This is a genomic window from Ferrimonas balearica DSM 9799 (assembly GCF_000148645.1).
Classification (GTDB): domain Bacteria; phylum Pseudomonadota; class Gammaproteobacteria; order Enterobacterales; family Shewanellaceae; genus Ferrimonas; species Ferrimonas balearica.
Map to the genome: position 1 here is coordinate 342,415 of NC_014541.1, position 21,478 is coordinate 363,892.

At 59.7% G+C, this 21,478-nt stretch carries 20 protein-coding genes and 1 pseudogene; 17 read left to right on the plus strand and 4 right to left on the minus strand.

Features of this window, described 5'->3' with window-relative positions; genetic code table 11:
• Positions 1-115 precede the first annotated feature (115 nt).
• From argC to argH, 5 genes are read left to right on the plus strand one after another with little or no spacing between them, the layout of a single operon-like run.
• Positions 116-1,117, plus strand: a complete 1,002-nt coding sequence (gene argC / locus FBAL_RS01650; RefSeq protein WP_013343830.1) for an N-acetyl-gamma-glutamyl-phosphate reductase — start codon at positions 116-118, stop codon at positions 1,115-1,117.
• Positions 1,114-1,887, plus strand: coding sequence for an acetylglutamate kinase (argB, locus tag FBAL_RS01655; protein WP_013343831.1), 774 nt, complete (start codon positions 1,114-1,116; stop codon positions 1,885-1,887). Before argC ends, argB begins: the two co-directional genes overlap by 4 nt.
• 20 nt (positions 1,888-1,907) lie before the next feature.
• Complete coding sequence (locus tag FBAL_RS01660; protein WP_013343832.1) at positions 1,908-2,816, plus strand: ornithine carbamoyltransferase; 909 nt, start codon at positions 1,908-1,910, stop codon at positions 2,814-2,816.
• 4 nt (positions 2,817-2,820) lie between these two features.
• On the plus strand, positions 2,821-4,029 hold the full coding sequence (locus FBAL_RS01665) for an argininosuccinate synthase (protein ID WP_013343833.1): 1,209 nt from the start codon (positions 2,821-2,823) through the stop codon (positions 4,027-4,029).
• 1 nt (position 4,030) lies between these two features.
• Complete coding sequence (argH, locus tag FBAL_RS01670) at positions 4,031-5,962, plus strand: argininosuccinate lyase (protein WP_013343834.1); 1,932 nt, start codon at positions 4,031-4,033, stop codon at positions 5,960-5,962.
• A gap of 60 nt (positions 5,963-6,022) precedes the next feature.
• Here argH and FBAL_RS01675 read toward each other — a convergent pair whose 3' ends face one another.
• Entirely contained in the window at positions 6,023-8,557 is a 2,535-nt protein-coding gene (locus tag FBAL_RS01675) for a penicillin-binding protein 1A (protein WP_041251432.1), read from the minus strand.
• 172 nt (positions 8,558-8,729) lie between these two features.
• Here FBAL_RS01675 and FBAL_RS01680 point away from each other — a divergent pair, with 172 nt between their 5' ends.
• The 9 genes and pseudogenes from FBAL_RS01680 (at position 8,730) to FBAL_RS01720 (ending at position 17,673) form a co-directional block, all read left to right on the plus strand.
• The gene (locus FBAL_RS01680) at positions 8,730-9,809 is read left to right on the plus strand and encodes a pilus assembly protein PilM (RefSeq protein ID WP_013343836.1); all 1,080 of its coding nucleotides are present in this window, start codon (positions 8,730-8,732) and stop codon (positions 9,807-9,809) included.
• Positions 9,797-10,402, plus strand: coding sequence for a PilN domain-containing protein (locus tag FBAL_RS01685; protein ID WP_013343837.1), 606 nt, complete (start codon positions 9,797-9,799; stop codon positions 10,400-10,402). Before FBAL_RS01680 ends, FBAL_RS01685 begins: the two co-directional genes overlap by 13 nt.
• Positions 10,399-11,001, plus strand: a complete 603-nt coding sequence (locus FBAL_RS01690; protein WP_013343838.1) for a type IV pilus inner membrane component PilO — start codon at positions 10,399-10,401, stop codon at positions 10,999-11,001. The genes FBAL_RS01685 and FBAL_RS01690 overlap by 4 nt, the downstream gene beginning before the upstream one ends.
• A complete protein-coding gene (locus FBAL_RS01695) occupies positions 11,001-11,516 on the plus strand; it encodes a pilus assembly protein PilP (RefSeq protein ID WP_013343839.1) in 516 nt (171 codons plus the stop codon). The genes FBAL_RS01690 and FBAL_RS01695 overlap by 1 nt, the downstream gene beginning before the upstream one ends.
• Before the next feature lie 12 nt (positions 11,517-11,528).
• Entirely contained in the window at positions 11,529-13,574 is a 2,046-nt protein-coding gene (locus FBAL_RS01700) for a type IV pilus secretin PilQ (protein WP_013343840.1), read from the plus strand.
• A gap of 154 nt (positions 13,575-13,728) precedes the next feature.
• Positions 13,729-14,250 (plus strand): annotated as a pseudogene (gene aroK / locus FBAL_RS01705) (shikimate kinase AroK); the annotation flags it as partial.
• A 24-nt stretch (positions 14,251-14,274) separates the two neighbouring features.
• Positions 14,275-15,354, plus strand: a complete 1,080-nt coding sequence (gene aroB, locus FBAL_RS01710) for a 3-dehydroquinate synthase (protein ID WP_013343842.1) — start codon at positions 14,275-14,277, stop codon at positions 15,352-15,354.
• A complete protein-coding gene (locus FBAL_RS01715; protein WP_013343843.1) occupies positions 15,351-16,814 on the plus strand; it encodes an SPOR domain-containing protein in 1,464 nt (487 codons plus the stop codon). The genes aroB and FBAL_RS01715 overlap by 4 nt, the downstream gene beginning before the upstream one ends.
• A 43-nt stretch (positions 16,815-16,857) precedes the next feature.
• Positions 16,858-17,673, plus strand: a complete 816-nt coding sequence (locus FBAL_RS01720; RefSeq protein ID WP_013343844.1) for a Dam family site-specific DNA-(adenine-N6)-methyltransferase — start codon at positions 16,858-16,860, stop codon at positions 17,671-17,673.
• Here the strand turns inward: FBAL_RS01720 and FBAL_RS01725 are convergent.
• The 3 genes from FBAL_RS01725 to FBAL_RS01735 all read right to left on the minus strand — a co-directional run bounded on the left by FBAL_RS01725 (position 17,659) and on the right by FBAL_RS01735 (position 18,880).
• Entirely contained in the window at positions 17,659-17,808 is a 150-nt protein-coding gene (locus tag FBAL_RS01725) for a DUF2970 domain-containing protein (RefSeq protein WP_342633027.1), read from the minus strand. The two genes, FBAL_RS01720 and FBAL_RS01725, sit on opposite strands and share 15 nt — an antisense overlap.
• A gap of 29 nt (positions 17,809-17,837) precedes the next feature.
• Complete coding sequence (locus tag FBAL_RS01730; protein WP_013343846.1) at positions 17,838-18,101, minus strand: hypothetical protein; 264 nt, start codon at positions 18,099-18,101, stop codon at positions 17,838-17,840.
• Positions 18,102-18,214: 113 nt separating this feature from the next.
• Entirely contained in the window at positions 18,215-18,880 is a 666-nt protein-coding gene (locus FBAL_RS01735; protein WP_013343847.1) for a TorF family putative porin, read from the minus strand.
• A gap of 188 nt (positions 18,881-19,068) precedes the next feature.
• Between FBAL_RS01735 and rpe the strand changes: the two genes are divergently transcribed.
• From rpe to trpS, 3 genes are read left to right on the plus strand one after another with little or no spacing between them, the layout of a single operon-like run.
• Positions 19,069-19,743: a ribulose-phosphate 3-epimerase gene (gene rpe / locus FBAL_RS01740; protein ID WP_013343848.1), complete on the plus strand. Its 675-nt coding sequence runs from the start codon at positions 19,069-19,071 to the stop codon at positions 19,741-19,743.
• On the plus strand, positions 19,743-20,444 hold the full coding sequence (locus tag FBAL_RS01745; protein WP_013343849.1) for a phosphoglycolate phosphatase: 702 nt from the start codon (positions 19,743-19,745) through the stop codon (positions 20,442-20,444). The genes rpe and FBAL_RS01745 overlap by 1 nt, the downstream gene beginning before the upstream one ends.
• Complete coding sequence (trpS, locus tag FBAL_RS01750; protein WP_013343850.1) at positions 20,441-21,448, plus strand: tryptophan--tRNA ligase; 1,008 nt, start codon at positions 20,441-20,443, stop codon at positions 21,446-21,448. Before FBAL_RS01745 ends, trpS begins: the two co-directional genes overlap by 4 nt.
• Positions 21,449-21,478 lie beyond the last annotated feature (30 nt).

Genomic DNA, 21,478 nt, shown 5'->3' on the forward strand with positions numbered 1-21,478 from the left:
GACCTGTTTTGCCCTGCCTTTTGCCGTTGACCGACGACGATCCTGATCCCCCTCTCGGGTCATCAGGCCCACCCGCGTTACCTCGACACACAACAGACAACATAGGGACAAGACCATGCTCAAGGTCGCCATCGTCGGCGCGTCGGGCTACACCGGCGCCACCCTGGCCAAATTGATTGCCAACCATCCCAGCCTGGCCCTCGCCGGCTGCTACGTTTCCGCCGGCAGTGCCGATGCGCATACGCCGTTATCGCAACTCTACCCGGAGTTGCTGGGTCTTGTAGACCAGCCGCTGCAACCCCTGACCCATGAGGCCCAAGCGGAGCTCGGTCAGCAGGCACAGGCAGTGTGCCTGGCCACCGACCACCAGGTCAGTGCGGAGTTGGCGCCCGCTCTGCTGGCGCAAGGGCTTACCGTCTTCGATCTGTCTGGTGGCCACCGCTTTGCCGATCCGGCCATCTATCCCCAGCACTATGGCTTCAGCCATCCCTCACCGGAACTGCTGAGTGATGCGGTGTATGGCCTGGCCGAGTGGGCCGGCACTGCACTGGCGGATGCGGCGCTGATTGCGGTCCCCGGCTGTTACCCCACCGCGGCTTTGACCGCACTGAAACCCCTGGCTCAACATGGCCTTATCGCAGGCGTTCCTGTGATTAATGCCGTCAGTGGCGTATCCGGTGCCGGACGCAAAGCCAGCCTGAACAGCAGTTTCTGCCAGGTTAGCCTGACCCCTTATGGCGTGCTGGGCCATCGCCATCAGCCCGAGATTGAAAGCCAGCTTGGCCATGCGGTGGTGTTTACCCCTCACCTTGGTGCTTTTAAGCGCGGCATCCTGGCCACCATTACGGTACCGGTCAGCGCCGATTGCACCGAAGCGGCACTGAGCGAGGCTTACGGCTGTTATGACGACAGTGCCGTTGTGCACTGCCTGCCAGCCGGTCAGTGGCCCAAGGTGGATGATGTGGCGGGCAGCGATCGTTGCCTGCTGGCCTGGAAGCTCGACAGTGAGCGCCAAGTGCTGGTGGTGGCCAGTGCCATCGACAACCTGATGAAAGGCGCCGCGAGCCAAGCGCTGCAATGCATACTTATTCGGTTTGGTCTCGGAGGTGAAGCATGAAGACCATGGTGATTAAAGTCGGTGGCGCCCTGTTGGGCTGCGAAGCCGGCGTCGAACGGCTTTTCAGCACCCTTAAAGCGTTGGGCCAATCGGGCTGGCAGGCAGTGCTGGTGCACGGTGGTGGTGTGCTGGTGGAGCAGCAACTCAGTGCCAATGGTTTCCTCTCTGAGAAGAAAAACGGATTGCGGGTTACCCCGGAAGAGCAGATGAGCGTGGTCGCCGGTGCTCTGGCAGGCAGCGCCAATACCCAACTGGTGGCCGCGGCGGTTGCAGCAGGGCTGGTGCCGGTCGGGCTGTCACTGGCCGATGGCGGCATGACCCAGGCCGAGGTGCTCGACCCGGATTTGGGCGCCGTGGGCAAAGTCAGCGTGGGGCAACCGGCGCTGCTGGAGCAACTGCTGGGGCTGGGGATGCTGCCGATCATCAGCTCCATCGCGGTCAGCGATCAGGGCCAGCGCCTCAATGTGAATGCCGACCAGGCCGCCACCGTGGTGTGCCAGCTGTTGGGCGCAGAGTTAACCCTGCTGTCCGACGTTTCCGGCGTACTGGATGGCAAAGGCCAGCTGATCCCCAACCTGGACCCGGCTCTGGTGGATGAGTTGACCCGTCAGGGGGTGATTGAAGGGGGCATGAAGGTGAAGGTGGATGCGGCGCTGGAGGCGGCCCGGTCCATCAACAATCGGGTATTGGTGGCCAGCTGGCGCTACCCGGAACAACTTGCGGCCCTGGTGAAGGGCGAGCCGGTGGGCACTCAGGTCCACCCCTGCTAACCGATTAACAAGGAATCGTGATGAACCATCTATTGAGCATTAAGGACCTGAGCCCGGAGCAGATCCACGGTCTGATTGACCTAGCCAAGACCCTGAAGGCGGATTACATCCCCTATCAGGATGCGCTGAAGGGCAAATCCGTGGTCACGCTGTTTGAGAAGCCGAGCCTGCGTACCCGGGTCAGCTTTGATATCGGCATCAATAAACTGGGCGGGCATTGCCTCTACCTGGACCAGCAGAACGGCGCCATTGGTCAGCGTGAGGCGGTCAAGGATTTCGCCATGAACCTGTCACGCTGGTGTGATGCCATCGTCGCCCGGGTGTTCTCGCACCAGACTCTGGAAGAGCTGGCCGAATACGCCACCGTTCCGGTGGTGAACTCCCTGTCCGATCTGTACCACCCGTGCCAGGGGTTGGCGGATTTCCTGACGCTGTCCGAACACTACGACGATCTGAGCCAGGTCAAATTGGGCTACATCGGTGATGGCAACAACGTGACTCACTCACTGATGTATGCCGCTGCCAAGCTGGGTGCCACCATGGTGGTGGTGTGCCCGCCGGGCCATTTCCCCGATGGCCAGGTGGTGACCGAAGCCCAGGCAATTGCAGCAGAGCACGGCGGAGCGCTGGTTCTGTCGTCCGACCTGGCCGCCCTGGAAGGCGTGGATGCCCTTTACGCCGATACCTGGATCTCCATGGGCGACAATACGCCGATGGCAGCCATCAAAGCCAAGTTCCAGCCCTACCAGATCAACAGCAAGCTGATGAGCCTGACCGGCGCCAAGTACGTGCTCCATTGTCAGCCTGCTCACCGTGAGGTCGAGATCACCTCCGAAGTGATGGACTCCGACGCCTCGCTGATCCTCGACCAGGCGGAAAACCGCATGCATATCCAGAACGCCATTTTGCTTGAATTGATGAAGGACTAAGACCATGACCCAGATTAAAAAAGTTGTTCTCGCGTACTCCGGTGGCCTGGATACCTCTGCGATCATCCCGTGGCTGAAGGAGCAGCATGACTGCGAAGTGGTGGCCTTTGTGGCGGATGTGGGCCAGGGGGCGGAAGAGTTGGAAGGGGTGGAAGCCAAGGCGATCGCCTCCGGTGCCTCCAGCTGCCATGTGGTTGACCTGAAAGACGCCTTTGTCAGCGAATACATCAACCCCATCCTGAAGACCGGTGCGTTGTACGAAGGCACCTACCTGCTGGGCACCGCCATGGCCCGGCCCATCATCGCCAAGGCCCAGGTGGAGCTGGCACTGAAAGTGGGCGCCGACGCGCTGGCCCACGGTTGTACCGGTAAAGGCAATGATCAGGTCCGGTTTGAGTCTACCTATGCGGCGCTGGCGCCGGAGCTGTCCGTTATCGCGCCGTGGCGGGAGTGGACCATGAAATCCCGTACCGACCTGCTGAACTACCTGGCCAGCAAAAACATTCCGACCACCGCCAGTGCGGAGAAGATCTACAGCCGTGATGCCAACGCCTGGCACATCTCCCATGAAGGCGGCGAACTGGAAGATCCCTACTGCGAGCCGAGCGAGCAGGTCTGGACCTGGACCCAATCCCTGGAGCAGGCCCCCAACGAAGCACAATACGTCAGCCTGCAGTTCGAAGCCGGTGTGCTGACCGCGGTGGATGGCGAATCCATGACCCCGTACAACGCCCTTAACTATCTCAATGGCGTGGCAGCCAAGCACGGGGTAGGGCGGATCGACATCGTGGAAAACCGTCTGGTTGGGATGAAATCCCGCGGCTGCTACGAAACCCCGGGTGGCACGGTGATCAACAACGCCCTGCGTGGCCTGGAGACTCTGGTGCTGGATAAGGCCGCGTTCAAGTTCCGTGAGCAGATTGGCCTGGAGTTCTCCCATGTGCTTTACGACGGCCGTTGGTTTACCCCGGTGGCTCAGGCCCAGCTGGCTGCTGCCGAAAGTCTGGCTCAGGCACTGACCGGAGAAATCGTGGTGAAGCTCTATAAGGGCCATGCCACCGTCGTGAAGCGTCAGAGCCCGAACAGCCTCTACTCCGAAGCATTCTCCACCTTCGAGGAGGATGAGGTTTACAACCAGAAGCATGCTGAGGGCTTTATCCGTCTGTTCAGCCTGTCCAGCCGGATCGCCGCCATGCATAAGGAGCAGAATTGATATGACAGCTAAAGGTGCCCTGTGGGGGGGACGGTTCAGCGGCGCCGCAGACAGCCGCTTCAAGTTGTTCAATGACTCCCTGCCGGTGGATTACCGCCTGGTGCAGCAGGACATCACCGGCTCCATCGCCTGGGCCGGTGCCCTTCAGCAGGTTGGCGTGCTGGATGAACTGGAGCACGGCTCACTGGTTAAGGCACTGCACGAGTTGTCTGAGTCGGTCACCGATGAGCAGATCCTCAGCTCCGGTGCGGAAGACATCCACAGCTTTGTCGAAGGGGCACTGATTGAAAAGGTGGGGGACCTGGGCAAAAAGCTGCATACCGGCCGTTCCCGGAACGATCAGGTCGCCACCGATCTGAAGCTGTGGTGCAAAGATCAGGGCGAGCAGTTAATCGAAGCGCTGGTTCGGCTGCAGCAACAGCTGCTCAGCCTGGCTCAGCAGGAAGCGCAGACGGTGTTGCCTGGTTACACCCACCTGCAGCGGGCCCAGCCCATCACTTTTGGTCACTGGTGCCTGGCGTATGTGGAGATGCTGGAGCGGGACCTGACCCGGGTTAAGGACGCGCTGGCCCGACTGGACCGTTGCCCTCTGGGCAGTGGCGCGCTGGCGGGCACCGCCTATCCGGTGGACCGTCAGGCACTGGCGCATGCGCTGGGGTTTGCCAGTGCCACCGCCAACAGCCTGGACGCGGTGTCTGATCGCGACCATGTGGTGGAGCTGTGCAGCGCCGCCTCCACCGCCATGATGCACCTGTCGCGTTTTGCCGAAGACCTGATCTTCTACAACAGCGGTGAAGCGGGCTTTATTGAACTGTCCGATGCAGTGACCTCTGGCTCGTCGCTGATGCCGCAGAAGAAAAACCCCGACGCGCTGGAGTTGATCCGGGGCAAGGCGGGGCGGGTGTACGGTGCCCTGATTGGTATTCTGACCACCATGAAAGCGCTGCCCATGGCCTACAACAAGGACATGCAGGAGGACAAAGAGGGGCTGTTTGATGCCCTCGATACCTGGTTGGCCTGCACCGAGATGGCCACCCTGGTTCTGGACGGTCTGAAGGTCAACAGCCAGCGTACTCTGGCAGCGGCCCAGCAGGGATACGCCAATGCCACTGAACTGGCGGATTACCTGGTGTCGAAGGGGATGCCGTTCCGTGAGGCGCACCACGTGGTAGGTGAGGTGGTCGTTGCAGCCATTGCAGCGCAGAAAGCGCTGGAGGATTTCACCCTGCCGGAGCTGCAGGCGTTCAGTGGCGTGATTCAGTCTGACGTGTTCCAGCACCTGACCATCGACGCCTGTCTGGCCAAGCGCGATACCCTGGGCGGCACGGCGCTGATCCAGGTTGAGCAAGCCCTGGGGAATCGGGAAGCGAAAGAGGCGGTGGCTGAACACGATGCCCTGGGCGGTACTGCGCCGGAGCAAGTACTGCATGCGCTGGATACCAGCCAGCAGCGTCTGAACGCGCACAAGGCCGAGATCCTCAAGGTGCGCAATGCCAAGCTGTCCGATGTCGATGCCATTCACCGCATCAACGCGTACTGGGCCGACAAAGGGGATACCCTGCCGCGCAGTCGCGACGATGTGCTCAAAGACATTCTCGACTTCTCGGTGGCCGAGCAGGAGGGTCAGGTGGTGGGCTGCGCCTCGTTGTACATCTACGAGACCGGCCTGGCGGAGATGCGCTCTGTCGGCATCGACCCCAACCATCATGGCGCGGGCCAGGGCCGGGCGTTGGTGGATTACATGCTGCAGCGTGGCCGTGAACTGGAGCTGCAACGGGTGATTGTTCTGACCCGGGTGCCGGGCTTCTTTGGCAAACTCGGTTTCCTGCGCACCGACATGGCTGGCCTGCCGGAGAAGGTGATCAAGGATTGCGAACTCTGCCCACGCAAGCACGCCTGTGACGAAGTGGCGATGGAGTACCGGTTCGACTGAGCCGATTCGCTGCCAATAAAAAAGCCGCCCGGATGGGCGGCTTTTTTTGTTCAGTCAGGATCAGAACAGCTCCTCGCTGACCTCCTGCTCGAAGATCGGCGCTTCCGGCTCGGCCACATCGGCCAGCTCGGTGGGGGCGGTGCCTTCGATAAAGTATTCAAAGCGCGAGCTGGCGTCCGTACGGTTCGACAGCTTGCCGGTGGCGCGGTCGATACGGGCGGTGACGATCCCTTCCGGAATCACCGTGCTCTGCTCCGGCACCCCTTTGAGGACATCGAACATAAACTGGTTCCAGGCCGGGCCGGCGGTCTTGGCACCGGATTCACCGGCGGTGATCTGGTCCTGCGGGCCGTACTTGTTCCAGCGGGTGCGGCCCAGCTGGCGGCTGTGGTCATCGAAGCCGACCCAGGCGGTGGCCACCAGGTGCGGCGCAAAACCGGTAAACCAGGTATCACGGGCTTCGTTGGTGGTGCCCGTCTTACCGCCGATATCGTGACGCTTCAGCAGGCGGGAGGCGCGCCAGGCGGTACCGTTCCAGCCGGTGCCCTGACTCCAGTTACCCCCACCCCAGATCACCGATTTCAGGGTCTCATGGATCAGGAAGGCGTTCTGTTCACTGATGATCTGCGGCGCCAGGCGATCTTCCGGCCAGGGGCACTGCTGAGCAAACTCCGGCAGAGTGGACTCAATCCCAGACTGCTCCTGAGCCAGAGCGGCTTTGCACTCGAGGCAGGCGATCTTGGGCTGGGCGGTAAAGATCTGGTTGCCGTTATGGTCCTCAATGCGCTCGATAAAGTAGGGGTCGATCAGGAAGCCGCCGTTTGCGAACACCGCAAAGGCACGGGCGTTCTCCAGCGGGGTCACGGACGCGGAGCCCAACGAGATCGACTCGTTGCGGGGCAGATCGGCACGATCAAAACCAAATTTGGTGGCGTGATCGATAAAGGTATCCACGCCAATATCGCGGATCACCCGCACCGCCATCACGTTGATGGATTGGGCGAGGCCCTGGCGTACCCGGGTCGGACCGGTGTAGACGTCCGGTGAGTTACGCGGTCGCCAGGCGGTTCCCTGGCTGCGGTCCCACTGGTTGATGGGGGCGTTGTTGACCAGAGTCGACAGGGTAAAGCCATTTTCCAGCGCGCTGGAGTACAGGAACGGCTTAATGTTGGAGCCGAGCTGACGTTTTGCCTGAGTGACGCGGTTGTACTGGCTTTGACCGAAGTCATAGCCGCCAACCAGCGCACGGATGGCGCCGTTTTCCGGGTCCAGAGCGACAAACGCGCTGCTCACTTCCGGTACCTGCGACAGCCACCAGTGACCATCGTGCTGGCGGATCCAGATCTGATCGCCTGGGGTCAGCACCTCCGTCGCGCTGTTGGGCGAGTTGCCCTGACGGGTATCGGTAATGAACTGGCGGGCCCAGTTGATGCCTTCCCAGGGCAGGGTGACGGTTTTGCCGTCGGCGGTCATCACCTCAGCCTGCTTCTCCTCAACATTGAGCACCACGGCGGGATAGAGGTCGCGGTAGCGGTTAATGCCTTTGAGGTGATTCAGGATCTGTTCGGTGCTCCAGGTTTCAGCGTCCGGGGTGGTGTTCTGTTCCGGCAGGGGCTCACCCCACAGACGGGTTTCCGGGCCGCGGTAACCATGACGGGCATCGTAGGCAAACAGGTTGTCCAGCAAGGCACGCTGAGCCGCCTGCTGCTGGTCAGAGCGCACGGTGGTGTAGATGTCGAAGCCGCTGGTGTAGGCCGCTTCCTCGCCGTAGGTGGCGACCATCTGGTCACGCACCATCTCCGCGATGTAGGGCGCATAAAGGTCGATCTCGGCGCCGTGGTAACGGGCCGTCACCGGTTGTTGGCGGGCTTCATCAAACTCACTGCGGCTGATGGAGCCGACATCCAACATCCGTCCCAGCACCACGTTACGACGTGCCATTGCACGCTCCGGGTTGCGGATCGGGTTGGCGGCGGACGGGGCCTGGGGCAGGCCGGCAATCATCGCCATCTCAGCCAGGGTCAACTGGTTCACATCCCGGCCGTAGTACACCTGAGCAGCGGCGCCCACACCGTAGGCCCGGTTACCCAGGAAACTGCGGTTAAGGTAGAGCTCGAGGATCTCCTCTTTGCTCAACAGGCGCTCAATCTCCAGAGCCAGGAAGATCTCCTTAACCTTACGGATGTAGGTTTTTTCCCGGGTCAGGAAGAAGTTACGGGCCACCTGCATGGTGATGGTACTGGCCCCCTGGGCCTTACGGCCGGTGGTGATCAGCACGACAGCAGCACGAACCACACCAATGGGGTCAACACCATGGTGTTCAAAGAAGCGAGCGTCTTCCGTGGCCAGCACGGCATCAATCAGCGGCTGGGGAATCTCGTCGTAGCGCAGGGGGATGCGTCGTTTCTCGCCAAACTGCGACATCAGCAGGCCGTCGGCGCTGTAGACTCGCATCGGCGTTTGCAGCTGAACTGTCTTGAGGGATTCAACGCCTGGTAGGGTCGGCGCGATCCACAAATAGAGGCCAGCGAGGGCGCCAACGCCCAGCAGGCCAAGGACAGTCAGGGTAATCAGCAGGCGTTTGAGCCATTTCACGTTGCGGGTTTCCACTCTGTCAGTGAATACAAAAGGCACAGTATACCTTGCCCATCGTTGGCCAAAAAGCGGTCATTCTGGAATCGGTAGGGACGTTAAAGGGGCTGCGCCGGATGAAAAATGTGCTAGTCTAGCCACGGATATAACAAGGACTTAACGACTGGCAGGGATCATGCTTTCCAAATTGTTCAAACCCCGTTTACCTCGGATGGTGGGGGTGGACATCGGTTCTCGTGAAGTCAAAGCGATCTTACTGGCTGAAACTCCCGATGGCTACCAGGTTGATGGCGTCGGCAAAGTGCCGCTTCCCCGTGGCGCGGTTGTCGATCGTGAAATTAAGGACCCCGTTGCGGTGGGCACCGCTATGGCTCAGTTGCGAGCCCAGTTGCCCAAGGACGTTAAGTTCGGTGCGGCGTCGGTGTCCGGCTCGACGGTCATGACCAAGGTCATCCAGATGGATGGCAGCCTGAGTGATGAAGAGCTCGAAGCCCAGATTGAGATCGAAGCGGATAACCTGATCCCCTACCCGCTAGAAGAGGTCAACATTGACTTCCAAACCCTGAATATCAATGACAATGACGCTGGCAAGGTGGATGTCCTGCTGGCGGCTTGTCGCTCGGATAACGTCGATTCGCGGGTGGACGCGCTCGATTCCGCTGAGCTGGATGCCAAGGTGATCGACATTGAGGGGTATGCCCTGGGCCGCAGCGCCAAGCTGGTGGCCAAGCAGGTACCCGGAGGCCTGACCGGTCAGGTGGTGGCGTTGGTCGATCTCGGCGCCAGCATGACCACCTTCTCCATCGTCGATAACGGTGAAACGGTGTTTATCCGTGAACAGGCGTTTGGCGGTGAGCAGTTCACTCAGTCCATTCTCTCCTACTACGGCATGAGCTACGACGAAGCCGAGGCGGCCAAGGTCAACAATGAACTGCCCCGCAACTACGTGTTTGAAGTGTTGGCGCCGTTTCAGACCCAGCTGCTGCAACAGATCCGCCGTACCCTCCAGATCTACTGCAATGCCTCCGGCAAAGAGAAGGTCGATTGCCTGATCCTCAGTGGCGGCAGTGCAGCCATTGAAGGGCTGACCACTCTGCTCAGCAACGAGTTGAGCATACCGGTGGAGATCGCCAACCCCTTTACCGGTTCGGTGACGGTCAAGGAAAGCCTGCGTCGCCAGCTTGAGAGCGACTTCCCTCGCTATATGGTGGCCTGCGGCCTGGCGTTAAGGAGCTTTGAACCATGGCACACATAAACCTATTGCCCTGGCGGGAAGCGCAGCGGGCCCGCAAACAGAAAGAGTACCTGACCATTCTGGGTTGCGTTGGCGGACTGACCCTTGGCCTGGTGCTGGCGTTCAATATGCTGGTGGGCCACTGGCAGGAGCAGCAGCGCGAGCGTAACCAGTTTATGCAGAGCGAGATCGCCAAGTTGGACCAGCAGATCGCCGAGATCCGTCGCTTTAAAGAGCAGAAAGCCAACCTGATGCGCCGCATTGAGGTGATTGAAACCCTGCAGCAGCGACGTCACCTGCCGGTGCAGGTGATGAATGAGTTGGCCCGGGTCATGGTGCCTGGTGTCTACCTCACCCGCCTGCAGGTGCAGGATGGGCGGGTTCAGGTGGAGGGCTACTGTGAGTCCAATAACCATCTGGCCAATATGATGCGTGAGGTGGAGCAGGCCCGCTGGTTGGCCAGCCCCAAAGTGCAGCAGATCGTGGCATCGGATAAGAACGAAAACTACCTTGGCCGTCAGCACGCCTTCAAGCTGGAGCTCACGGTGCTGTCCGAGGGCGAGGGGCCGCTAAAGGATGAGCAACACCTGGCTGCACTGGGAGGGACACGATGAAGGTCGACCTGAAACAGCTGAATGACCTCGACTTCGAGAATCTGGCGAACTGGCCTAAAGAGGTCAAAATCATCTTTGCCGTGGTGCTGGCCGTATTGGTGGGCGTGGCAGGTTACTTCCTCTTTATCAAGGACTCGATGGCCAGCCTGGAGCGTCTGCAGGCGGAAGAGCAGAAGCTGCGGGGCGAATTTGAGGCCAAGTATCGGCTGGCGGCGAATTTACCGCGATACCGTGAGCAACTGACGCAGATGACCGAGCAGTTTGAAGCGATGCTCGGTATGTTGCCCACCGCCAGTGAAATGCCCGGTTTGCTGGATGATGTTACCTTCCTGGCGACCGACGCCAACCTGCAGATCAATAGCCTTAACTGGCAGCCGGAGCAGGTCAAAGAGTTTTACGTGGAACTGCCTATCGAGATGAAGATCCAGGGGGGGTATCACGAGTTTGGTGCGTTTTCTGCTGGTGTCGCCAACCTGCCCAGGATCGTCAGCTTGCATGATTTCACCATGGAGCGGGCCGCGAATGGCGTCAGTATGACGGTACTGGCTAAGACCTATCGCTTTGCGGAGATGGCGGATCCTGAGGGGGGCAAGAAGTGATGCGAAAAGTCAGTCTTGCTGCGCTGCTGCTGTTGACCGGCTGTGGCGGTGGCATGGGCGATTTGCGGGAGTTTGTGGCGGATGTGCAGAGCACGCCTGTGCCCTTCAACGAGCCCCCGGTAACGCCACCGGAGTTTAAGTCAGTGCCATACCAGGTGGCCCAGCTGCGTAGCCCGTTTCAGCAATCTGCGCGCAGTATCACCGACCCGGTTGATCTGGGACGCCCCGACTGCCCGCAACCGGATAATCAGAGAAAGCGCGCCACCTTAGAAGCGTTTGCGCTCGACAGTTTGGACTTAAAAGGTCTGATGCAGGATCCAAGCCATTATTGGGCTCTGCTGCAGGCCGGTGACGGTAATGTCTATACCGTCAAAGAGGGTGACTACCTGGGCCTGTATCACGGCCAGATCGCCGACATCAATGATGACGGTGTGCTAGTGACCGAGTGGATCCCCGACGGCAATGGCTGTTGGAATCAGCGCGACACCAGAATGGTTTTGGCCAGGGATGAATAACAAGGACGATTTATGAGTTTCTTTTCAGGGATTCGGCAGGGACTGCCGCGATTACAACATCGCATCATCGCCAGTCGTCTGTTGCTCGGCGGTGTTTTGCTTTGTTTGGCCAATAGCGCAACGGCCGGGACGCTGCAGGATCTGCGCTATCAGGCACAGGTGGATGACATGCTCGAGGTTGAACTGGCGTTTGACCAGTTGGCTGGCGAGCCCCGAATTGCCGTCTCCGCCAACCCGGCGGAGTTAACCCTGCATTTCGCCGGCAGTCAGTCCGGCCTGCAGATGAGCCAAATCCCGATTGATCTTAAGGGGATTAAGGCGGTTGAGACGCGCTCCGGCAGCAACGGTTTGGATGTGGTGTTCCAACTGGAGAAGATGACCACCTACCAGGGGCGTCTGGATGGTAATCGCTACCGCATTACTTTCAATGACAACAGCCCGGTAGCCCGCGCCGAAACGCCGCAGTTCCTCAACGAGATTGAGAGCATTAACTTCCACCGCGGAGATAACGGTCAGGCGCAATTGGTACTGAGTCTGAGCAGCCCCACGGCGGCCGCCAACTTCAATCGAGTGGGTAGCGATCTGGAACTGACGCTCTACAACACCCGGATCCAGGATAAGGATCTGTACATCGTTGATGTGCAGGACTTCAGCACCGTGGTCACAGGCTTTGAAACCTTCCGTGATAACGCCAATGCCCGTTTGCGCTTTGACGTGCGGGGGGAGTTCGTCTTCGACAGCCGTCAGGAGGGCAACCGCCTGGTGATCGACATTGCCGAGCAGACTCAGCCCCTGATGGAAGAGAAGGTCTACGACGGCAGCACCCTGTCGATGAACTTCCAGGATGTGCCGGTGCGGACGGTGCTTCAGATCATTGCCGATCACAATCAATTTAACCTGGTGACCACCGAAAACGTGGCAGGCAACCTGACCCTGCATCTGGACAAGGTGCCTTGGGACCAGGCGCTGGATATGATCCTTAAAATCCGCGGTCTGGATAAGCGCATCGAAGGCAATATCCTGCTGGTGGCGCCCCGTGATGAGCTGGCGGCCCAGGAGAGCCTGGAGCTGCGTGCCGCCCAGGAGGTTCGCGAGGTCGCGCCGTTGTTCTCAGAGTATCTGCAGATCAACTACGCCAAGGCGGTCGACATCGCCACCCTGCTGGATAACGACGGCAATACCCTGTTGTCCGAGCGAGGCTCCGTGTCGGTGGATGAGCGTACCAACACCCTGCTGGTGTATGACACGGCGGAACGACTGGAAGACATTCACCGACTGGTGGATATCCTCGACGTGCCGGTAAAACAGGTGGTGATTGAGTCGCGGATGGTGACCGTACGCGACAACATCAACGAAGAACTGGGCATCCGCTGGGGCATCAGCGACCAGCAGGGCGACAAGGGCACCGCCGGTACCCTGCCGGGCGCAGAAGACATCGCCAACGGCATCGTCCCCTCTCTGAGTGACCGCCTGAACGTGAATCTGCCGGTGGTAGAGCCGGCGGGCAGCATCGCCTTCCACGTAGCCAAACTGGGTGATGGCACTCTGTTGGATCTGGAGCTGTCGGCTCTGGAGCGTGAGAACAAAGGCGAAATCATCGCCAGTCCGCGACTGACCACCGCCAACCAGTACACCGCCTTTATTGAGCAGGGCACCGAGATCCCCTTTGTGCAGTCCACCTCCAGTGGTGCGACCTCGGTGGAGTTTAAAAAAGCGGTACTGGGTCTGACCGTGACGCCGCAGATCACCCCGGACAACCGCATTGTTCTCGATCTGACCGTGACTCAGGACACCCGGGGTGAAACGGTCCAGACCGCCACCGGCCCTGCGGTGGCCATCGATACTCAGCGCATTTCGACCCAGGTACTGGCACAGAATGGCGAGACGATTGTGCTCGGTGGCATCTTCCAGCAGCAGCAGTTGAACACCGTCACTAAGGTGCCGTTGTTGGGCGACATTCCCTTTGTTGGGGTCCTGTTCCGCAACAGCCAGGATTTCACCGAGAAGAAAGAACTGCTGATTTTCGTTACCCCGAAAATCGTTATCGACGAGTTTTGATGCCCAATCTCAAGGCGGCGCCTCGCGCCGCCTTCTATTGCTTTAACGGCGCATTCCCTGCGATAATCTGCCACCAAAAATTTGCGTCATAGTGGGTGTTATTCCACCGCCGTGACGGCGGTCGCTTGTCTACAGTAGTTTTAACGATTCGACTTTTGAAATGGCTGAAAAAAGAAATATATTTCTCGTAGGTCCCATGGGCGCTGGTAAAAGCACCATTGGTAGACACCTTGCTCAAATGCTCCACCTGGAGTTTTTCGACTCCGATCAGGAGATCGAAGCCCGTAGCGGCGCGGATATCTCCTGGATCTTTGATGTTGAGGGTGAAGAGGGGTTCCGCAACCGTGAAGCTCGGGTGATCCATGAATTGACCGAGAAGCAGGGCATTGTGCTGGCCACCGGTGGTGGTTCTGTTCAGTCAAAAGAGGTTCGTAACCGTTTGTCTGCCCGCGGCATTGTGGTGTATCTGGAAACCACCATCGATAAGCAGGTTGCTCGTACCCAGCGCGATAAGCGTCGCCCGCTGCTGCAGGTTGACGAGCCGCGCGATGTGCTGGAGCAACTGGCTGAAGAGCGCAACCCGCTGTACCAAGAGATCGCGGATCTGGTCGTACGTACCGACGAACAGAGCGCCAAAGTGGTTGCCAACCAGATCATCGAGAAACTCGGTTTCTAATACCCACTCCACTTCGGAGGCGCCATGGAACGGATCCAGGTCGAGTTGGGGCAGCGAAGCTACCCCATCATCATTGGAGCGCAGCTGCTCTCCCAGGCGGAAACCTGGTTGCAGAGCCTGGCGCTCAACCGGGTTCTGATCGTCACCAATGACGTCGTGGCGCCGCTCTATCTTGATGCGGTTGAGGGCACGTTCCAGCGCCTGAATGTTCGCACTGATCACCTTGTCCTGCCGGATGGCGAGTCCTACAAAACCCTGGACACGCTGGAGTCGATCTTTGCTCGTGCCCTGGAGCTGAACCTGGGGCGCGACGTCATGTTGGTGGCTCTGGGGGGCGGTGTGATCGGCGATATGGTCGGCTTTGCCGCTGCCTGTTATCAGCGCGGCGTGCCCTTTATCCAGATCCCCACCACGCTGCTGGCTCAGGTGGATTCCTCTGTGGGCGGCAAAACCGCGGTCAACCATCCGTTGGGTAAGAACATGATTGGGGCTTTCCATCAGCCAGTTTTGGTGCTGGCGGATACCGAGACCCTCAATACCCTGCCAGACCGCGAATTCGCGGCGGGCATGGCCGAAGTGATCAAATACGGCATCATCTGGGACAGCGCCTTTTTCAGCTGGCTCGAGCAACAGCGCGAGGCGCTGATGGCTCGTGATCCGCAGGCGCTGACCTATGCGATCCGCCGCTGCTGCGAGATCAAAGCGGAAGTGGTGGCCCAGGATGAGACCGAACAGGGGGTTCGCGCCCTGTTGAATCTTGGCCACACGTTTGGCCACGCCATTGAGGCGGAGATGGGGTATGGCAGCTGGCTCCACGGTGAAGCCGTCGCGGCGGGTACCGTGTTGGCTTGTCAGCTGGCGCAACAGCTGGGCCGGATGAGCGACGAAGACGTTGCCCGGGTTTCGGCTCTGCTGGCGGCATTCAATCTGCCGTTGCTGGCGCCATCGGCAATGCGCTGTGCCGATTTCCTGCCGCACATGCTGCGTGACAAGAAATCACTGGCGGGCAAAATCCGTTTTATTCTGCCGCAGGGCATCGGCCACGCTGACGTGGTGGGTGGCATCAGCGAAGCCCAGCTGCAACAGCTTATTGATGGCGCATGATCGCGGATCCTGCCTTAAACCACCTGCTGCCCAGCCAGCGCGCGCTGCTTGAGCGCTTTCGTTACCTGACTGAATACGGTGATCACCTGCTGGTGCTGCATGGCGCTGCCGGGGTGGGCAAGACCGTGCTGGCTCAGTCACTGCTGGACGGTGCGGAATCGTTCAACCAGGCCTATGTGGCCATCGGGGATGACCTGACTCCGGCCAGTGTGCGCGAACGACTGATTCGACAGTGGCTGCCCCGGGCGGTGTTTGACCCGGAAGAACCCTTACTCGATACCCTTGAGCGGATCCTGCCGGAAGGCGACGGTCGGTATATGCTGATCGTCGACGACGCCCAGAGCATGGGTGATGCCCTGCTGGCGGAACTGATTGCCCTGGTGATGGACCAGGAAACACTGGGGATGCGATTGACCCTGGTGCTGGTGGCGGATGATGGCCTGGTGCAGCGCCTGCAGCAGAACCTACCTGAGCCTTACCAGACCCGCCTGATCCCGGTGGAGGTTCCCCCTCTGTCGGTGCGCGAGCGCCGTAAGCTGTACGACCAACTGGTTAAGCGCCACTCCGGCAAACTGTTTATCAATCAGGCTGCTGTCGAGCGGCAACTTGCTGAGCAGGACGGCAGCGCCGCTGCGGTTGTCGCCCTGGTGGAAGCCGCTAAGTCCAGGCCGCCTCTGGGGCAGTCGTTGCCGGCTCATAAGGGGCTGGCAGCCGCCATTGGTGCCGCGGTATTGCTGCTGGCGGGTGGGTTGTTGTGGCCGACCACCGAGCCGGCACCGCAGCCTGAACCGCTGGCACAGGCAGACCGCGCTGCAGCGCCAGAGCCAGAGCCAGAGCAACAAGCGCCGCAGCCGCTGGATCTTGGGTTGGCCAAACCCTGGCCAGAGGTGACCACTGCCGAAGTGGCTATCCCCGAGGTAGAGCCCGCTCTGCTGTTGCCGGAAGATGAGATCGCTGTGGCGACAGCTCCAGTGGTCAGCGCCGAAACCGAGAGCGTTGCCCAAGCTCAACCGGCGGAGACGGCAACCGCAGCAGTCGCGCAACCGGCTGCCCAACCCATGGCTCAACCTGCGCCAGACAGTGAAGCGAAACCGGAGCCGTCGGTCGAGCCCGCAGTGGCAGCGGTGCCCGCCGTATTGCCGCTGTCGGAGCAGCCGCTGGCACAGCGCCCGGCGGACAGTTATGTTCTGCAGTTGGCGGTGTTTTCTTACCCCCAGCTGATCGGTCCGTTCCTGGACAGCCACGGCCTCGGTGAAGCGGTGCGGGTTTATCGCATTGAACGAGAGCCACAAGCCTGGTTTGTGGTGGTGCAGGGAGGATTTGCCGACAGGAAAGCGGCACAGCAGGCCAAGGAGGCCCTGGTGGCGTCGGTTAAACGACTGTCCCCTTACGTCAAACCGCTCGAGGCAGTGCAAAAAGAGCTGTCCGAGGAACTGGAACTGGCTGAGATCCTCCGCTAACAGCGGTAGAATCTCCGCCTTTGTAACGCAAGATGGTCGGTAGATGACAAAATCGAGAGCCTTTCTCAAGTGGGCCGGTGGTAAGTACAAGTTGGTGGACGACATCGCCGCCCGGCTGCCCCACGCCGATCGTCTGGTGGAACCCTTTGTTGGCGCGGGTTCGGTATTTCTCAATACCAACTTCTCCAGCTACCTGCTGAGCGACATCAACCCGGATCTTATCGGCCTCTACAACACCCTGAAGCAGACGCCGGAGCGTTACGTGCGCGAAGCGTCCAAGCTGTTTGTTGACGCCAATAACGACAAAGACGCTTATTACGGCCGACGGGCCGAGTTTAATCAGTGTCATGACCGTTTTGACCGGGCGGTGCTGTTTCTTTACCTGAATCGCTTTGGCTATAACGGCCTGTGCCGGTACAACAAGTCCGGTGGGTTCAATGTGCCGTTTGGCTCCTACAAGCGTCCCTACTTCCCGGAGAAGGAGCTCTACTTCTTCGCCGAAAAAGCGCAGCGTGCGACCTTCCTCTGTGAAGGCTACGTGCAAACCTTTGCCCGTTGTCAGGCCGGTGACGTGGTGTACTGCGATCCGCCGTATCTGCCTCTGTCCACGACGTCAAACTTTACCAGCTACGCCAGCGGTGGTTTCAGTCTGGATGATCAGGCGATGCTGGCGTTCCAGGCTGAAGATGCCGCCCGCAGTAAAAAGCTGACGGTGCTGATCAGCAACCATGACACCACTCTGGCGCGTAAGCTCTATGATAAGGCGGAGCTGGACACTATTCAGGTGGGACGCTCCATCAGCCAGAATGGCCGTGGGCGCAAAAAAGTGAACGAACTGATGGCGTTATACCGGCCCTGACAGGACCTGATTGACCAGCCAGATCAGGCTGAGCACAAACAGCACCAGCATGATCACGCCGGTGATAATGTAGGGCAGGGGAGAAGTGTCAGTGAAATTGCGCTCGCGGTTGCGCTCGCTCTGGACCCCAAACATGGCGGCCAAAACGCTCCACACCACTCGCATCAATTCAGCGGACCGCTCGGCGAAGAGGTCGGGCGTTTTTCGTGCCCGTACAGCAGTTCAAGCAGGTCAACGAAATGGAATTGGCTGGAACCACTGCGGCCCACTAACCAGTTGTGCCAGTTCAGTGGCGATTGCGCGGCGCATTGGGCGACAGACTGAGCGTCGTCGCAGCGATGATGGTGCAGGGTAACGCCGGTTGCTGCCAGCGCTAAAACGCCGGTCAGGATAACCACGCCCCGCTTCAGACCTTTCCGTTTTGCCATGTCCGCCTCCTGCAATAGGCAATGGAGGCGAGTATAGCAAGTTGGTCAATTGCTGACCAGTTGTTGCCGGTGGGTAGCGGGGCTGGGTGCCCCGCTACTCACGATAAGCCGACTTACAGGTCGAACTCGTAGGTCCAGCTTACCAGAACGATCGGGTCGTCATCGTCCAGGTCGGTGTCGCTGACCATAAAGGCAACGTCACCCAGATCGGTGCTCTTGGTCAGAGACACGTTGTAGGTGATGTAGTCGTCTTCATCGTCAATGTCGAAGCTCTGGTGGCCGATGGCGAAGCCCAGGCTCAGGCTGTCACTCAGGTCAAAAGCCGCAGTACCTTCAACGTAGAACGAGTCCTTGTAGTAGTCCTCGCTGGCGCTTTCGTTGGTGGCGTAGAAGACGTTCAGGCCCAGCCAGTTCCAGCCTACGCTGCCGTAGACTTCACCAAAATCCAGATCTTCACCGTTGGGGTAGGCGTAGTAGTTGTAACCGACATCGTAGAAGAAGTCGCCAACCTCGCCGTAGTAACCGGCGTAGAAATCGATCTCATAGGTGGCGTCGTCGCCGAAGTCGATGTTGGACGCCCAGGTACCGGCGTAGAAGCCAGCATCGGTGTACATATCCAGACCACCGGATACCGCAGGCTTACCGTCGGTCTGAGACAGACCACGCCACAGGTAGTCGCTGGTCGCGCCTACGTTACCACTGAACTCAACGGCAGAAACCGCTGCGCTGCTGGCCATCAGGGCGATAGCCAGAGAGGAGAGTGCAAATTTTTTCATCATCCATTCCCTAATCCATGGGCAAGGCCCAAAGCGTCAATTTTAAAGTGGAATGGACCTGGGGGGAATTCCTAAGCTATTGGTAATCCTAGAGAGATGCAAGGGGAAATTAATTTGCCCTTGGGGTGGTTACGGGTAGGCGTTAAAATGGCCAGCAAAAAAACGCCCCCTACCAAAATAGAGACCCGGCCATGAACGATTTCCTGATCGCCCCCTCCATCCTCTCCGCTGACTTTGCCCGCCTGGGTGAGGAAGTGGCCAATGTATTGGCCGCCGGTGCGGACGTGGTGCATTTCGACGTAATGGATAACCACTACGTGCCCAACCTCACCATCGGGCCGATGGTGTGTCAGGCGCTGCGTAACTATGGCATTGAAGCCCCGATCGATGTGCACCTGATGGTGAAGCCGGTGGATCGGATCATTCCCGATTTTGCCAAAGCCGGTGCCTCTATCATTACCTTCCACCCGGAAGCCTCTGAGCACGTCGATCGCACCCTGCAACTGATCAAAAGCGAAGGCTGTCAGGCCGGTCTGGTACTGAACCCGGCCACCCCGCTTCACCATCTGGATTATGTGATGGATAAGCTGGATGTGATTCTGCTGATGTCGGTTAACCCCGGTTTCGGTGGCCAGTCCTTTATCCCGCATACCCTGGATAAGATCCGCCAGGTGCGTGAGCGCATCGACGCCAGTGGCCGTAACATCCGTCTGGAGATCGATGGGGGAGTGAAGGCGGACAACATCGCTGAGATTGCCGCCGCCGGTGCTGACATGTTTGTGGCCGGTTCTGCCATCTTCGGTAAGCCGGATTACAAGGCCGAGATCGACAAGATGCGCGAGCAACTGGCCTCGGTACGTCGCTGATGCTGAGCTCAGAGATCCGTGCCATCGCGTTTGACCTCGATGGCACCCTGATTGACAGTGTGCCCGCGCTGGCTGAAGCGGCGGCTGCCGCACTGGTCGACCTGGGTATGGCCCCCTGTTCCGAGCTGGCCGCTCGCGGGTGGATTGGAAACGGTGCCGAGATGTTGATGCGTCGGGCGCTAAGCGGTAATGTGAACCCCGACCCCAACCTGGCGCCCTCCTTAGTGGAGCAGGCGCTGGCGCGTTTTCATCATCATTATGGCGCGCACCTGGACCAGGGCAGCCCGTTGTACCCCGGTGTTGCGGATACCCTGGCGGCCCTGCACCAGCGCGGCTACCGGATGGCGTTGATCACCAATAAGCCGGCGCGCTACCTGCCTGACCTGATGGCCACCTGTGGCCTGAGCCATTACTTTGAGCTGATGCTCGGTGGTGACTCCCTGGCCCAGCGCAAGCCCGACCCCATGCCGCTGCAGCATGTGCTGACCCAGTTCGGCCTGGCGCCGCAGCAGATGGTGATGGTGGGCGACTCCCGTAACGATATCGAAGCGGCCCGTGCAGCGGGCTGCGCCAGCGTTGGCCTGACTTACGGTTACAACTACGGTCAGCCCATCGCTGAGCTGGGTCCGGATCATGTACTGGACCACTTTGAACACCTGCTGGCGTTGTTGCCGGCTCGACAAGAGACTGAATCTGTATGACCAAACCCGTTGTATTGAGTGGCGCACAGCCCTCCGGTGGCCTCACCCTTGGAAACTACATGGGCGCACTGCGTCAGTGGGTGAAGCTGCAGGAGACCCACGACGCCCTCTACTGCATCGTGGATCTGCATGCGATTACCGTGCGTCAGGACCCGGAAAAGCTGCGCAATGCCTGCATGGATACCCTGGCCCTGTACCTGGCCTGTGGCGTGGATCCGAAGAAGAGCACCGTATTTGTGCAGTCGCACGTGCAGGAGCACACCCAGCTGGGCTGGATCCTGAACTGCTACACCCAGATGGGTGAGCTGAACCGCATGACTCAGTTCAAGGACAAGTCGGCCCGTCACGCCAGCAACATCAACGCCGGTCTGTTCAGCTACCCGGTGCTGATGGCGGCCGATATCCTGCTGTACCAGGCCAACGAAGTGCCGGTGGGCAATGACCAGAAGCAACATCTGGAGCTGGCCCGCGATATCGCCACCCGTTTCAACAACCTGTACGGCGACGTCTTTACCGTGCCGGAGCCGCACATCCCGGAAGCCGGTGCCCGGGTGATGAGTCTGCAGGACCCGTCCAAGAAGATGTCCAAGTCTGACGACAACGCCAACAACCGGGTTGGCCTGCTGGAAGACCCGAAGACCATCACCAAGAAGTTCAAAAAGGCGGTCACCGACTCCGATGAGCCGCCGGTGGTGCGTTTCGACCTGGACAACAAGGCGGGCGTTTCCAACCTGATGAGCATCTACTCCGCCACCTCCGGCAAATCCTTTGCGGAGATCGAAGCGGAGTTTGAAGGCAAGATGTATGGTCATCTGAAGGTGGCCACTGCAGAGTCCGTTGTGGCCCTGCTGGAGCCGATGCAGCAGCGCTTTGCCGAGATCCGTGCGGACCAGGCTTACCTTGATGAGGTAATGAAGGCCGGTGCCGAAGGTGCCCGTGAGCGTGCCGCCAAGACTCTGGCGAAGGTGTACGACGCGGTTGGTCTGCCGGCCATGCCGCGCTAACTCCCAGACAGCAAAAAGCCGACCTCAGGG